12 protein-coding genes are annotated in these 14784 nt (G+C 64.1%); 5 read left to right on the forward strand and 7 right to left on the reverse strand.

Annotated features, from left to right (window positions below):
• Positions 1-3: 3 nt before the first annotated feature.
• The gene (locus BG83_RS0121055) at positions 4-1059 is read right to left on the reverse strand and encodes a 3-keto-5-aminohexanoate cleavage protein (protein ID WP_024978576.1); all 1056 of its coding nucleotides are present in this window, start codon (positions 1057-1059) and stop codon (positions 4-6) included.
• A 143-nt stretch (positions 1060-1202) separates the two neighbouring features.
• Between BG83_RS0121055 and BG83_RS0121060 the strand changes: the two genes are divergently transcribed.
• Positions 1203-2267, forward strand: coding sequence for an AraC family transcriptional regulator (locus tag BG83_RS0121060; RefSeq protein ID WP_024978577.1), 1065 nt, complete (start codon positions 1203-1205; stop codon positions 2265-2267).
• Here the strand turns inward: BG83_RS0121060 and BG83_RS0121065 are convergent.
• The gene (locus BG83_RS0121065) at positions 2222-3484 is read right to left on the reverse strand and encodes an MFS transporter (protein ID WP_024978578.1); all 1263 of its coding nucleotides are present in this window, start codon (positions 3482-3484) and stop codon (positions 2222-2224) included. The two genes, BG83_RS0121060 and BG83_RS0121065, sit on opposite strands and share 46 nt — an antisense overlap.
• 100 nt (positions 3485-3584) lie before the next feature.
• Complete coding sequence (gene cls, locus BG83_RS0121070; protein ID WP_024978579.1) at positions 3585-5018, reverse strand: cardiolipin synthase; 1434 nt, start codon at positions 5016-5018, stop codon at positions 3585-3587.
• Positions 5019-5207: 189 nt separating this feature from the next.
• Here cls and BG83_RS0121075 point away from each other — a divergent pair, with 189 nt between their 5' ends.
• Positions 5208-6935 (forward strand): phospholipase D family protein, encoded by a 1728-nt coding sequence (locus BG83_RS0121075; protein ID WP_024978580.1) that lies wholly within the window; start codon positions 5208-5210, stop codon positions 6933-6935.
• A 75-nt stretch (positions 6936-7010) separates the two neighbouring features.
• On the opposite strand, the gene BG83_RS0121080 is transcribed toward BG83_RS0121075, so the two are convergent.
• Entirely contained in the window at positions 7011-7151 is a 141-nt protein-coding gene (locus tag BG83_RS0121080; protein ID WP_024978581.1) for an entericidin A/B family lipoprotein, read from the reverse strand.
• Between the two features lie 289 nt (positions 7152-7440).
• On the opposite strand from BG83_RS0121080, the gene BG83_RS0121085 reads away from it, so the two are divergent.
• Complete coding sequence (locus BG83_RS0121085) at positions 7441-9009, forward strand: methyl-accepting chemotaxis protein (protein WP_024978582.1); 1569 nt, start codon at positions 7441-7443, stop codon at positions 9007-9009.
• 58 nt (positions 9010-9067) lie between these two features.
• Here BG83_RS0121085 and BG83_RS0121090 read toward each other — a convergent pair whose 3' ends face one another.
• Positions 9068-10483, reverse strand: coding sequence for a bifunctional diguanylate cyclase/phosphodiesterase (locus tag BG83_RS0121090; protein ID WP_024978583.1), 1416 nt, complete (start codon positions 10481-10483; stop codon positions 9068-9070).
• Positions 10484-10706: 223 nt separating this feature from the next.
• Complete coding sequence (locus tag BG83_RS0121095) at positions 10707-11612, reverse strand: flagellar brake protein (RefSeq protein ID WP_024978584.1); 906 nt, start codon at positions 11610-11612, stop codon at positions 10707-10709.
• Positions 11613-11730: 118 nt separating this feature from the next.
• Between BG83_RS0121095 and BG83_RS0121100 the strand changes: the two genes are divergently transcribed.
• The gene (locus BG83_RS0121100) at positions 11731-12243 is read left to right on the forward strand and encodes a GtrA family protein (RefSeq protein WP_024978585.1); all 513 of its coding nucleotides are present in this window, start codon (positions 11731-11733) and stop codon (positions 12241-12243) included.
• Between the two features lie 15 nt (positions 12244-12258).
• On the opposite strand, the gene BG83_RS0121105 is transcribed toward BG83_RS0121100, so the two are convergent.
• Entirely contained in the window at positions 12259-12741 is a 483-nt protein-coding gene (locus BG83_RS0121105; protein ID WP_024978586.1) for a hypothetical protein, read from the reverse strand.
• A 653-nt stretch (positions 12742-13394) separates the two neighbouring features.
• Here BG83_RS0121105 and BG83_RS0121110 point away from each other — a divergent pair.
• A complete protein-coding gene (locus BG83_RS0121110; RefSeq protein WP_024978587.1) occupies positions 13395-14735 on the forward strand; it encodes a sensor domain-containing diguanylate cyclase in 1341 nt (446 codons plus the stop codon).
• Positions 14736-14784: the final 49 nt, after the last annotated feature.

The raw sequence follows: 14784 nt of genomic DNA on the forward strand, positions 1-14784 counted from the left end.
AGTTTAGGCCGCGCGCAGCGGCAGGTTTTTCACGTTCGGGGCACGGTTGGGGGACATGCCGTTCTTCGCCAGCGTTTCTTCAACGCTGTCATATTGCACGCCGATGCGGTAGATGGCGCGCGCCTCCTTGCCGCTGGCAATCTCACGGCCCAGTTCATGCGCCACGCGCACGCACTGCTCGATCTGCTGCACGGATGTCATGCGGTTGCCGTGCTGGTCGATGATCGTGTCTTCAATGCCGCAGCGCGGGTGCAGGCCCATTGCCATGGCCATCATGTTGAAGGGCAGCACGTTCTTGAGCAGCGACTCGGCCGTCAGCGTGCAACCATCCGGCGCGCGGTGGATGAAGTTGAAGAAGTTGAACGGGTTGGGGCCGTCGAAGCCGCCGCCAATGCCGATCCACGTCAGGTTGAGCGGGCCCTTGTAGACGCCCTTGCGGACGACACGCTCCAGCGTTTCCAGCGCGTGGATGCCGGTCAACTGGAAGTGCGGTTGCACGCCGGAGGCCTGCAGACGGCGCAGGTGCTCCTCCAGCCAGGCGGGGCCGGCGGGCACGGTCATTTCTGCATAGGCTGCAGCCAGCGCCGGATTGGCCAGCGACGTGCCTTCCAGATACGCCGGATACAGCAGCTCCATGATGTTCATCTGCGTGGTGTTGACCGCCACGGTCACCTGATCGGGTGCTGGGGTCAGGTCGGCCAGCATGTGGCGCGTGTCGTCCGACAGCCACTTGGCGGCTTGCCCTTCGTCTTCGGGGGCAAAAGAAATCGAGCCGCCCACCTGGATGATCATGTCGGGCACCGCCGCACGCACGCCGGCAATCAGCTCGTTGAATTTCGAGAGCCGCTTGGAGCCCTTGCCGTCGAGTTCACGCACGTGCAGGTGCAGCACGGTAGCGCCGGCGTTGTAGCAATCCACGGCTTTCTGCACCTGTTCTTCCATCGTGACCGGAATGTCTTCTGGAAAATCTTCCGGCATCCATTCCGGGCCGTACGGCGCAACGGTAATGACGACTTTGTCCTGGTTTTCCGGGTGCAGCGAATCATCGAGGAATTGCATGTTGGGGGCTCCTGTAGGGGATGTCTCGGCTGGACTTCACTATAGGGAAGCGGTAGCTTTGAATTTCTCAATTGGCGCCAAGTTTTTCTCTTTACGCGCCATTCCGTGTAAACACCAAGACGGCTCGAAGCCCACTGAAACCTATGGAAACGATGGTGCGTGCCCGGTCGCTCAACGGCTACTTCCAGGTCGTGCGGCGGCTTGGTTTCAACCCGCAGGAGGCACTGCGGCAGGTGGGGCTGGACCCGGCCAGACTGACCGATCCCGAGCAGCTCGTGTCAGTCGTGGCGACGTGCCAGTTGATGGAGATCACCGCCGCCAGCGCCCCGTGCCCGACGCTCGGGCTGCAGATGGCCGAGGCGCGCCAGGAACTGGATTTCGGTGTGCTCGGGTTGTTGCTCGCCCACAAGCGCACGCTGCGCGAGGCGCTGCAGGCCATCATCCAGTACCGCCACCTGCTGAACGAGGCGCTGGCGATCTACCTGGAATCTGATGGCGATATGGTGGTCATTCGCGAAGAGGTGATCACCGAGACGCCCGTGCCGCTGCGGCAGGCCAACGAGCTGGCCGTTGGCGTGCTCGCCAGGACGTGCAGCGCGCTGCTGGGCGTGCACTGGAAGCCGCGCAGCATCCATTTCACACATGGCGCTCCCACTGACGTCAGCCTGCACAGACGCGTGTTCGGTTGCCCCATCGTGTTCGGCAGCGACTTCAACGGCATCGTCTGCGCCGCTGCCGATCTGGAGACGCCCAACCCTGCCGCTGACCCGGCCCTCGTGCGCTACGCGGAAAGCCTTGCCGAGCCGCTCAATGTATCGGCGCAAGAGGCGGTGGTGCAGGACGTGCGTCGCGCGATCTACCTGTTGCTGCCGCTGGAGCGCGCCTCGGTCGAACAGGTGGCTGATCATCTCCACCTGAGCGTGCGGACCCTGCAACGCCAGTTGGAAGCAGCCGGCATGACGTTCTCTGACCTGGTGGAGGAGGTCCGGCACAACCTCGCCGTTCGCTACATGGCGAACCCGAGCTATCGGATCGGACGGGTGGCCGCGTTGCTCGGCTATACGCGGCAGGCGTCGTTCACGCGCTGGTTCACCGCCCACTTCGGTATGACGCCGCGTGCGTGGCGCGACGTGCAGCGCGGTGATCGCGGTGCCGACGCGGCTCAGGCAGGTTCGAGCCCGGCCGACGTATCGTCCGCACGCGGCTGACGCACCAGCCGCACCGCGGGCGATTGCAGGATGCACAGCAACTGCAGCGCAAAGCCCGCCACCGCCATCAGCAGGCACGCCCCCGCACCAGCGTGTGCGGCGAGCCACGCGGCCATTGCCGCGCCGATTGGCCGAGCGCCATATGACATCACATTCACTGCAGATACGCGCGCCAGCAGCGTGGGCGGCGTCACCGTCTGCCGCAGCGTGGTGGTGCTGACCACCCACAGAATCGGCCCACAACCCAGCAGAAAGAAGCCCGCTTGTGCCAGTGCCGGCCACGGCTGCCAGAGCGTGGCCGCAAGCAGCACACCGCCCGTCAGTCCACACACGGGGCCAGTCGCCACCACATGGCCGAAGCGCCAGCGCGCCAGAATGCGGGCGGCCAGCAGCGCGCCGATCACCATGCCCGCGCCGTACATGCCGAGCGTCAGCCCAATCGCTTGTGCAGAGAGGTTCAACCGATGCGCCGCATATGGAACGAAGATGGCAATCACCATGAAGAACGCCATGGTGAAGACGAACTGCGTGATGAACACCGGCCGCAGCAGCGGATGGTGAAACACGAAGCGCGCGCCCTCGGCTATGTCCCGCAGCGGGTGCGCCGCGTGCCGCGCCACTGACTCCGGGGCGGCCACGCCGGCCAGCAGTGCCGCAGCCATGGCGGACAACGCCGCCGCCAGCGCGAACGCCGCCATCGAGCCTGTCCAGCCGACCAACGCACCGCCGATGGCCGGCCCGCAAGCAAATGCAATCGTGCGCGCTAGCTCGATTCGGCCGTTGGCGCGCGCAAGCATCGCTGCCGGTACGAGCGAGGGCACCAGCGCAGGCGCCGCCACGCTGAACACCACCGTGCCGCACACAGCAACAAAGCCCAGCACACCCAGCGCAGCCAGGTTCAAGCGTCCGGCCATCAGCAGACCCGCCACAGCAAACAAGGCCAGCGCGCGTACCGCCTCCGCGCCGGCCATCAATGCACGCTTGGGCCAACGATCCGCCAGCATGCCGACGGGAATGGCAAACAGCACAAACGGCAGCGTGAGGGTGACTTGCAGCCAGCTCGCTGTGCTGGCGTCGGCATGCAGGGTGAGCACCGCAACCATTGGCATGGCGGCCAGCGCAATCTGCTCGGCTGACTGCGCAGCCAGGTTGGAACCCGCCAGCCGATTGAAGCCCGGCGGTAGACGGTCGACAGCAAGATCATGGGAATCGGACATCGCACACTCCTGAAAATGTTCGCTTCAGGGTAGGGACGGCGATGCCTGGATGCGCTCCGCTTCTTGCGGGCGAACTCGGAATTCGGAATTCGGAGCGTGATTACAAGATGGGGGCGAACAGCTTGGCGACGTGCATGATCACGCGGCGCAGCGGGTGTGCGTGTTCGTATTCGTCACGGCCAACGCGGGCGGCTTCGGCAAAATCGACTTCGAGCATTTGTGCGACGTCGTTGGCGAAGCGTGGGTCCGCGGTCATGATCATCAGCTCGAAGTTGAGGCGGAACGAACGGTTGTCGAGGTTGGCGCTGCCCACGGCTGCGGCCTCGTCGTCGATCAGCACGACCTTCTGGTGCAGGAAGCCCGGCAGGTAGCGATAGATCTTCACGCCCGCGCGGATCGCCTGATACGCATACAGCGTAGACGCCAGGAACACCATGCGATGGTCTGGTCGCGAAGGGATCAGGATGCGCACGTCTACCCCGCGCAGCACGGCCAGGCGCAGCGCGGCAAACACGGCTTCGTCGGGAATGAAGTATGGCGACGTGATCCACAGCCGCTTGCGCGCCGATTGAATGGCTTCCATGAAAAACAGCGAGCAGGTTTCCTGCTTGTCTGCCGGGCCGCTGGCGACCACTTGGCAAACCATGTCTTCTTCGGGCCGCAGTTCAGGAACGATCAGTTGCGGCACTTCGTGCGCGGCCCAGTACCAGTCTTCGGCAAAGGTCAGTTGCAAGTCCATCACCGCGGCACCGACGATCTCGATATGCGTGTCGCGCCACGGGGCAAGCGGCGGTTTTTCGCCCATGTATTCGTTGCCGACGTTGTGACCGCCAACGTAAGCACGGTCTCCGTCCACCACGACGAGCTTGCGATGGTTGCGGAAGTTGAGCTGGAAGCGGTTGACGAACCCGGCATGCGTGGAGAACGGCTTGGCCAGCACGCCGCCTTCAATCAGACGCTGCACATAGCGGCGCGGCAGCGCGTGGCAGCCGATGCTGTCGAAGAGAAAGTACACACGCACCCCGGCCCGCGCGCGGTCGAGCAGCAGTTCGGCCAGTCGGCGGCCGAGCGTGTCGTCGTGCACGATGAAGAACTGCACGATCAGCACGCGCCGCGCCTGGGCAATCGCCGCAAAGATGGCATCGAAGGTTTCCGCGCCGTTGACGAGCAGCCGCACGCGATTCCGGGCCAGACACGGTGTGCCGGTCAGGCGCGGCAAGGCCTGCATGCAGGTGTGCTGCGGCGCGACCACGCTGGATTCATGGTCGCGCAGACGGCGCCAGTCGTCAGACAGGGTGATTTCGCGCAGACGCGCGTTGTGAAAGCGGCGCGCGTCCACGTAGCCGGCAAAGGTGCTTCGCCCGAAGATTAGATAGGGGATCAGCGTGAACTCCGGCAGCGTGACCAGCGAGATGGCCCACGCGATGGCACCCTGCGACGTGCGCACGGTCAACACGGCATGCATGGCCGCGAGGACGCCCACGCAATGCACAACAAAGAGGAAGGCGGCAAATGCCGTGGTGTTGGTCAGCATGGAAAGCAGCGGGGGAAAAAGCGCACCGTTGCGCCATTTTGACACGCCCCACGTGGCGTCGGACAAACACGGATACTGCCCCGGCTGACATCTCGCGTAGTCTGGCCGTGGCGTCTGTTCAGGCACGCCGCATGCTGGTGTGAAGTAGACGTCCTCTCGACCTGTGCCGTACCCAACACGACATCGAACATGCAAGGGCACCCGAGGAACCTCCCGATCGCGTATCTGCGCGCCTGGTTTGCCTGGCTGGTCATCGCACTGCTGACGGGCTGCGCAAGCCTGCCAGATCACGTCGATCGCCCCGTGACGACGGCGCTGCCCAATGCCGAATCGGCCTCTTCGCTGGGGCGCCTGGTGCAGACGAATGCGCCGTCGGCCGATGTGTCCGGCTTCCGGCTGATCCCGTCGGGCGAAGAAGCCTACGCCACGTTGCTCACGCTGGCCGACCGGGCCGAGCGTACGCTGGATTTGCAGTACTTCATCATTGCGAGCGACAACAGCGTGCGCGAACTGATGCGCCATGTGCGGGCCGCTGCCGACCGTGGCGTACGCGTGCGCATGCTGGTCGACGATCTGCACAGCGATGGGCGCGATCTGGCATTTCTGAAATTTTCGTCGCACAAGAACATCGACGTGCGGCTGTTCAACCCGTTTCCGGGCGGGCGGATGTCGAACGTCACACGGTACCTGAGCGGTGCCGCTGAGTTCCGCCGCGTCAATCGGCGCATGCACAACAAGGCCTTCATTGCCGACAACGCACTGGCCGTGACAGGTGGGCGCAATCTGGGCGCCGAGTATTTCACGCAGAACCAGACCACCAACTTCGTCGATCTTGACGTGCTGGCTGCCGGGCCGGCGGTGCGTCAGTTGTCGTCGGCGTTCGATGCGTACTGGAACAGCGAATTTGCCTATCCGGTGCAGGCGCTGGCGCCCGAGCCGAGCATGGCGCATCCGCCCGAGCCGAAAGAGGGCAACTATCCGCCGCCGGTGACGATGCCACACCGGCCGGAAGGGCCGCCGCAGCATATCGATGTGCCGACCCGGCCGATCAACATGGGCTCCGATTCCGCCAAGCCGGCATCCGACCAGACGATTTCGCAGCTCGAGCAGCGCCGTAACCAGACTGATCTGGCCAGCCCAGCGCCGGAGCAGCCTTTGCCGCTCAAGCCCGCACCGCGCGACTGGTTCCTGGCTGACCAGATCGCCCGTGGCCGCCTGCGCCTGGAGTGGGCGCAGGCACAGGTGATCGTCGACCGTCCGGCCAAGGTGTCGGGTGATGAGGTGGAACCTGGCGGCGAGCGCCTCGCCCAGACGCTTCTGCGTCTGATTGACGAGGCCAAGCGCGAGGTGGTGCTGATCTCGCCGTACTTCGTGCCGGGCAAGCGCGGGGTCGAGGTGGCTAGGCACTTGCAGGATCGGGGCGTGCGGCTGCGTGTGCTGACCAACTCGCTGGCAGCGACCGACGCACCCATCGTGCATGTGGGTTATGCGAAATATCGTGGCGCGCTGATCGACGATGGTGTTGAACTGTACGAGCTGCGCCCGACGCTGGGCGATCGCCCGAAGATGTTCGGCACGTTCCGTTCGTCGCAGGCAAGCCTGCACGTGAAATCGATCGTGGTGGACCGCAGCACGCTGTTTGTCGGCTCGATGAACATCGACCCGCGCTCCATCGGGCTGAATACCGAAACGGGGTTGATCATCCGCAGCCCGGTGCTGTCGGATGCGGTAGCCAAGCTGTTTGACGATTCGGTGCGCGACAGCGCCTACCGGGTGACCAAGGACGACGGCCACTTGCGCTGGACCACGCATGAGAATGGCAAGGAGGTCGTCGTCGATCAGGAGCCGGAAGTGGGCCTTGGCCGCCGGACGTGGATTCAGATGCTGGCGCCGTTTACCCCGGAAGAGCTGCTGTAGCGGCCCAAAAGAAAAACGCCGCGAACAGCGGCGTTTTTTCAACTCAGGCCAGGGACTCTCCGGGCCTTCGCTTCATTACATCTTCTGCTTGGTGTTGTCAGCGGCGTTTTCCAGCTTCTGACCACCCGTCTGAATGTCCTTGCCCATGCCTGCCATCGTGTTGCAGCCCGCCAGAACGACGCAGCCCAGGGCCAGCAGTGCAATCAGTTTCTTCATCTCGATCCCCTTGTGAGCCGTGCGGTGTCCCGCACGATGTTCGCGTGATTGCCACCACGACGGTGGCGCAACCCGCATTTTAGTGCCACCCCGCGCACGTGGGGTGCGCCGGTCGTATCTTTTTTACCTTCTTGCATATCACTTGCGGCGCATTCCGGACATTCGTGGTGATGCCCTCTATTTCCGCTGTCCCTTGCCGTTAGCACCATTGGGAGTGAACAGGGTGCCCGAAGAGGGGCGCGGGAAGACGATCTCGGCGCACACGGCCCAACCATGCAGGGGAAAACATATGTGGAAATGGATGGATACGAGCATTCGCACGCGGCTGACGTTTCTGGTCGCGGTATTTGCAGTGATGATTGCCGTGGTGGGCTTCGCGGGTATCACCACCGGCCGGGCGACCAATGACGATTTGCGGGCGGTGTATCTGGAAGATGCCAAGGGCCTGGATCTGCTGGCCAAAGACACCATCAACCTGCTGTGGGCGCGCATCCACCTGACCAATTTCGATGCGGTCTCCACGCCTGAAGAACTCAAGAAACTGCTGTCCGATGCGCACACCATGGTCAACTCGGCCAACGATGCCTGGGCCCAGTTCATGAAGCTGCCGATTCCCGATGCGGACCGCGCCCAGTTGCAAGCCGCCGACGCGGCACGCACCAAGTTCGTCAAGACGGCGCTGGAGCCGGCCATTGCCGCACTGGAACACAGCGACCTCACTACGTACCGCGAACTGAACACGAACCTGGTGCCGAAGCTGTTCGTCGATTACGACTCGGCGCTCGGGCCCCTGGTCGGGGCGCGCTTCAAGTACGGCCAGCAACGCTTTGACCATTCCCAGTCGCGCTATGCGATGAGCATCTGGATCTCGGGTGGCTTGCTGGCCGCCGCGCTGGTGTTGTCGGTGGTGGCGCGCGGCGTGCTTGGCCGCACGGTGGTGCGTCCGCTGGAGCGCGCCATTCAGGTGTTCGAGCGCATGGCATCGGGCGACCTCGCCACGCGTATGGAAGGCCAGACAGCCGCGGGCCGCCGCGATGAAACCGCACGCCTGATGCACGCGGTGTCGTCCATGCAAACGAGCCTGCAGCAGATCATCGGCCAGGTGCGCACTGGCTCCGATTCCATCGCCAGCGCTACCAAGCAGATTGCCGCCGGCAATGCCGACCTCTCGCAACGCACGGAGCAACAGGCCTCGTCGCTGGAGGAAACCGCGTCGAGCATGGAAGAGCTGACGAGCATCGTGAAGCAGAATGCCGATAACGCGCGTCAGGCGAGCACGCTGGCCGTCAGTGCGTCGGATATCGCGGTCAAGGGAGGGGAAGTCGTGGGCCGCGTGGTGGACACGATGGCCGGCATCAATGAAAGCAGCCGAAAGATTGCCGACATCATCGGCGTGATCGAAGGCATTGCGTTCCAGACCAACATCCTGGCGTTGAATGCTGCGGTGGAAGCCGCACGCGCCGGCGAGCAGGGCCGTGGCTTTGCCGTCGTTGCCGGAGAGGTGCGCAGCCTTGCACAGCGCAGCGCCACGGCCGCCAAAGAGATCAAGGAGCTGATTGGCGATTCGGTGGGCCGTGTGCAGAACGGTACGACCCTCGTGGCCGAAGCTGGCACGGTGATCGACGAGGTGGTGGTGGCCGTGCGCCGCGTGACGGACATCATGGGCGAGATCAGCGCGGCGTCGGAAGAACAGAGCAGCGGCATCGAACAGGTCAACCAGGCCGTCACGCAGATGGACCAGGTGACGCAGCAGAATGCAGCGCTGGTCGAACAGGCTGCGGCTGCGGCGGAATCGCTGGAAGAACAGGCCGAGGCGCTGCGCAGCGCAGTGGCGGTCTTTCGCGTCGAGCACGCATAAGCAGCACGCGCGCCAGCGCCGATGCCCTTCCGCCGTGCAGGCGGAAGGGCGTTTTCTTTTACGGCATCAGATCGCGTGCGCGCTCGGCAATCACGTCTTGTGTGTCGTCGATCCAGCGGGCAGGGAAGGGTTGCGAGAGCAGGTAGCCCTGGATTACGTCGCACCGGCAGGCACGCAACGCATGGAGCTGCGCGGCGGTTTCCACGCGCGTGGCGGTGACGGGCACCCCCGCGCCATGTGCGGCAGCCACCAGGCGTTGCAGCACCGCGTGATCGCTCGCCTTGGTCACTGCGTTGACGATGGCCTGATCGAGCTTGACCTGATCGGGGCGGAACGTTGCCAGGCAATCGAGGCTGTGCGCGGTGGCGCCAAAGTCTTCCACAGCCACGCGTGCGCCACAGGCATGCAGGGCTTCCACGGCTTTCTGCGCCGAGCCGTTGGCACGGTGCAGCGTGTGTTCCGATATCTCGAAGACGAGGCGTGCGGTCGGCACCGCGTGGCGTGCGGCAATGTCGCGCACGGCGTCGCTCAATTGCGGATCGAGTAGCTGCGCAACCGACAAGTTGACAGCTGCATGCACGCCCGGCTGATGCCGGCTGTTGCGTCCCGCGCGCTGGGATTCTTCGCGTAGCAGCCCGGCCAGCATCTGCGCGGCATTGTCGAGCACCCAGCGGCCCACCTCACGAATGTCGCCTGTCTGTTCCAGGATTGGCAGAAAATCGGCCGGTGCAACGACTCCCAGCTCCGGTGAAATCCAGCGCAGCAAAAATTCGTAACCGACGATCCGTCCGTCGGTCAGGCTCAGTTGCGGCTGCAGGTTCAGGCTGAACTGGCGGCGCGCAAGCGCATGACGCAACTGGGCGGCCAGGCGCGGATGCTCGGCGGCGGCGTCGTATCCATCGATGGCGGCGGTGTTGCCGCCCGAGATCGGAGGCATGGCCGCCGGGGCATACAGCGCGGGGCTTTGTTCGGCACCGTGCGGGACCCCGTAGAGCGCCCGGTCGGCCTGTTCAATCAGCCGCGCTGCATCCGAAGGCATGGTCTCAAAAAGCGTCATGCCGATGCTGCATGAGCAGACCAGCTCGTAACCATGCGTGATGAAAGGTCGCGTAAGCGCCGCGGAAATCCGCCGCGCGAGATCGTGCACATCCTGTGCCGAGACAAAGTCTGCGCAGGCAACGGCAAAGGTCTCGGGGCCGACGCGCCCGACGATGGGTGCGATGCCATCCGCAGGTGGCACGCTCAGCGCTTCAAGCCGCGATGCACATTCGACGATGACCTCTCGCGCGGCCAGCGGCCCGAGCGTGTTGGTGGCCTCGGCAAAATGGTCGAAGCCGATCAGCAGCAGTGCGCCGATTGCATCCTGGCGTGCGGGTTGCGGCATGGCAGCCAGCAGCTGGACGAATCGTTCGCGGTCCGGCAATCCGGAGATTGGGTCCAGACTCGATGGCGCGGCAGACCTTGCGCGGCTCATAAATGGGGATCGTCCTGCAAATGCCTTTAAAACGGAAATGCCTGCACTTGATGTGCTGTCAATTGTATAGCTTTGTCACAAGCATGCCTGCGGCATCATAAGCTGAAAACCGGCCATGGTGGCCGATTTGCGGCGTTTTTTGCGTGATTTCGGCAGATGTTTTTAACCTTTAGCGGCAGTTAATTCTGAGCAAAGCGGGGCGAATATCAGTTCTGCCTGCACGCTACACCATGCGCTGGCCGCCCCAAAGTAACTGTTCATAGATAAAGCATTGCAGCAGCATTTTTTGGGCCGCGACCAGCTCTACGAATTCCACGCCGTATTGATAGACGTTGGGCAGGTCGGCCGGTTTCTCACTGCGAACGAGGGCGGCTGCCACCAGTTCGGAGTGATAGTCGCGCGTTTTCACCCGGAAGCGCAGACGCGCCGGCGCGCCGCTCACCTCCAGCCGATGCACGGAGCGGAACGACGCGCCTGTCGTGCTGATGTCGGAGATATGGATCATGCGCGGCGGGTCGCCGCTCACCAGCATCTTGCCGACCACGTTGGCGCGCACGCGCAGCGATTTGCGCAACATGCGGTTCTTGATCCGCCGCGGCGGCGACAACACGACGTATTCGAACGGAATGCGGCACACCGCCATCACCGTGCATTCAAAGCTGGCAATGCCCTCGCCCGAGAAGGCGTGGACTTCCACCAGTTCGTCCTTGACCGGCATGACCGAGCGGCCGCTGTCGGTGGGCATGGTGATGAGCAGATGGCGCTGCGGGCTGTAGCCCATCACGCGCGCGGCGCCCTTGGTCTGGCCGGCGCCTGCGGTCAGTCGCACGGTCAGCATGCCACCGGGGCGCAGGCCCAGCAGCTCCATGGCGATCGTGCGTTCACCGTCAGGATCGTCGCCCATGTCGGGGAACATCGTGTTCGGGAACTGCGTATTTGCAAACGCTGGCGCAGGCGCGGGCGTGCCGTCCGCCATACGATGCGGGCGGTGCAGCGTGCACAGCAGGTCGATCTCCTCCGGGGAGTGGATGACGTCGCCCTTCGGGACGAGCAACTGCCCGTCGGCGTCAAGCATCGGCCACGGCAGGGGGATCGCAAGCGGAATGTCGAGAGGTTGAAGTTCGAGCATGGCAATGGGGAGCCAACAACTGCGCAGGGCCCCACGTTTCTATACGGCCAAATGTTGCACAACTTTAAGCGCACTTATTGTGCGGGGTCGGTGGCACGCGAGTTGCGGCCCGAGAACCATGGTCGAGCACAATGTCGGTTCCAAAGTAGATGGGGTGAGTGTGCGCATGGCGTCTCGGCGGCATTTCTGGGCGGCGGTGGAGCAGTTTGCTCGCTATGTCGTCATCGGCGGCGGCGCAACGCTGGCGCACTATGTGGTGCTGTTCGGGCTCGTGCAGGTGGGAGTCTCGCCGTGGCGAGCGTCGGTGGTAGGCAGTGTGATCGGTGCCACGCTCAACTACTTCATCAGCCGGCAGGCCGTCTTCAACAGCACACGCGGGCACGTCGGCGCGATGGTGCGGTTTGGCCTGGTGGCCTTTCTCGCGCTGGGATGCAACGCGACCATCATGGCCATCGGCCTGGGAATTGGCCTGTACTACCTGATCGCGCAGATGTTCGCCTCGGCCATCACGGCAATCTTCAACTTCGTGGTGCACCGGTACTGGACGTTTCGCGACGCCGACGCAGTCGGCGCGCCAACTGAGCCGCAGCCGACCATCGTGCCGGAGCGGCCCACGCACCATGGGCCGTAAGCGGCCCTGCCCGCCTTAATGCCGACTTGCCACGCTTTGCAGGCCGGCCGCGGTTTCCGTGACGAACGTCACTTCGCCGATGCCATCGGCAGGCGGGGTGGGGGCATCGTCACGCAAGCGCTCCACCACCAGATGGACATCGATCACATCGGCCACGCCAGATGCCTCCAGCGAAACAAGTGCGGCCAACTGCGCAATCGCAAACGTATCCGCGAGCAGCGGGGTGTCGTCGTGGAGATCGCCGGCAACGCGTGCGGGTGGGGTCTTGCCGGCAGCGCGCGTGGGGTGCTGCGCTGTCTCACGTGCGCGATAGGCGAAGTAGGCATCGGCAAAGTGCACGCGGTGCGCATCGAATACGCGCACGGCAGCGGTAAGGGCATCGTCCACCCAGGTGGGGTCGACTGCCGTCGTACCTGGCTCGTTACCTTCGGGCAGGCCCGCGAGCTTGAGCGCATATCGATGCGTCTGCGTGCCGGGGGCGACAAAACTCAATTCCATACGACCTCCCACAACCGCGTGCGCTTGTGCCGCGGCTCGCCGTGTTTGAATTCGCTCCCCCCGAAGCGATATTGAAGAATAGTAACGGAGCCGGCCGTTTGCGCCTTTCGTCTTTCCGGATGAGGCCGAGGGGTCTTGTCTTAACTTTAAGACATTCACAATGTGGAGATTGCCGTTCGTTCATATGGCAAACGGTTGCGGGGCGGCAGCGTCTACGCGACCTAACCGAACGGCTAGCTGCTTCGCCGCGAGGGCCGGTGTACAGTCACCGGATGTCTGGCGACGCCGGACAAGTGTCGACAATCGAGGTCGACAAACGCAGACGGGAATGACGCGGGGCGCGTTTCCTTCGCGTCATCTCGCGCACGAGGGGACCCAAAGCGCGCACGCGGTCCATGTCCCCTCGCGGGAAGGGATTGCCCCGTTAACTCGCGGCTTCTATAGTCCGCCTCGATTCGTGCGCTTGCAACGCACCAAGGTCTGTCATTGCCCGCCGCCAACTGGGCCACGCAGACCACGAGACCGGTTACGGGGATCACGCCAACTGCCACCGCGCGCCTGACGCAACGATTGCGTCATGGAGCACCCGGCGGCGCGATGGCCATCACATCAACCACACCCCGGGACTGCCGCATTCGCGAAACAGCATCGCCATGCTTGAGGACCACCACTTGTACAAGGCTGCGATCGAACATTCGCCGATAGGAATCGGCCTGTGCGCGCCGGAGGGTCGCTTCCTCGACGTGAACCGAGCGCTGTGCGCGCTAACGGGACACGAAGCACAGGCGCTGCGCGCGCGCGATCTGTTCGACCTGTGCCACCCCGACCACACTGAACGCACACGACATGGTGTCGAGTCGCTGCTCGCCGGTCAGCGCGACACGCTGTCGATGGAAACGCGCCTGGTCCGCCAGGACGGCACCACCGTCTGGGTACAGACCGATGTGGCGGTGGCGCGCGACGACGGCAATGAGCATCTCGTCGTGCAGATGCAGGACGTGACCGCGCGGCGCCTGGCGCTGGAATCGCTGCGCGCGTCGGAGCAACGGTTGGCCTATGTGCTGGACGGTGCCGGGCTGGGTACGTTCGACTGGTCCACGCGTGCACGGCATGTGTCGTTCAACCGTCGGACGGCTGACATGCTCGGCTACGAGCCAACGGATCTGTCCAACGATCCGGATGCCTGGTTCGCGATGGTGCATCCGCAAGACGCCGCGTTGAGCGCGCGACGCATCTACCGCCATATGCGCGGCGATGCCGACAGCTTTGAAATCGAGCAACGCATGCGCGCACGCCATGGACAATGGATCTGGGTGGCCGCGCGCGGGCGTGTGACCGAGCGTGATGCCCGTGGCATGGCCACGCGCGTGAGCGGCACGCTGCTCGACGTGACACAGCGGCGCACTGCGCTGGATCGGGCCCACCACCTCGCGCTGCATGATCCGCTGACGGACTTGCCCAATGCACGTCTGCTTCGCGATCGTCTGTTCGTCGCCATTCAGACGGCACGTCGCGCGCGCGGCCAGGTTGCGGTCGTGTTCATCGATCTCGATCGCTTCAAGCCCGTCAACGATGAGTACGGCCACGGGGTTGGCGATCTCGTCCTGAAGGCTACGGCCATGCGGTTGCGCAGCGGGCTGCGGGCCTCGGACACGGTGGCGCGCTTGGGCGGGGATGAATTTGTTGCCGTCCTCACGCACTGCGCCACGCGCGACGATGTGACGCAAACCGTGGAACGCCTGATCGAAGAATTGCAAACGCCGTTTCGCGTGGAAGGCCATGTGCTGTCGATGGGCGTGAGCGCCGGCGTGGCGCTGTATCCGACCGACGGGCATGACGCGCAGACGCTCATCCGCAATGCCGACGCAGCGATGTATGAAGTCAAGCGTGCCGGCGGCAACGGCCTGGGCTTCCATGCCTCGCTCAATTACGAGCGGTTGATGGGCATGCGATCGCGCGATCGCGATCTTGACGGCGACGCCGACGCGCGTTGATTCACCGCCGCGCGCCAAAACAAAACGGCCCGCCGCAAGGCAGGCCGTT

Origin of the sequence: Ralstonia pickettii, assembly GCF_000607165.1 — a bacterium.
In the GTDB taxonomy this organism is placed as follows: domain Bacteria; phylum Pseudomonadota; class Gammaproteobacteria; order Burkholderiales; family Burkholderiaceae; genus Ralstonia; species Ralstonia holmesii.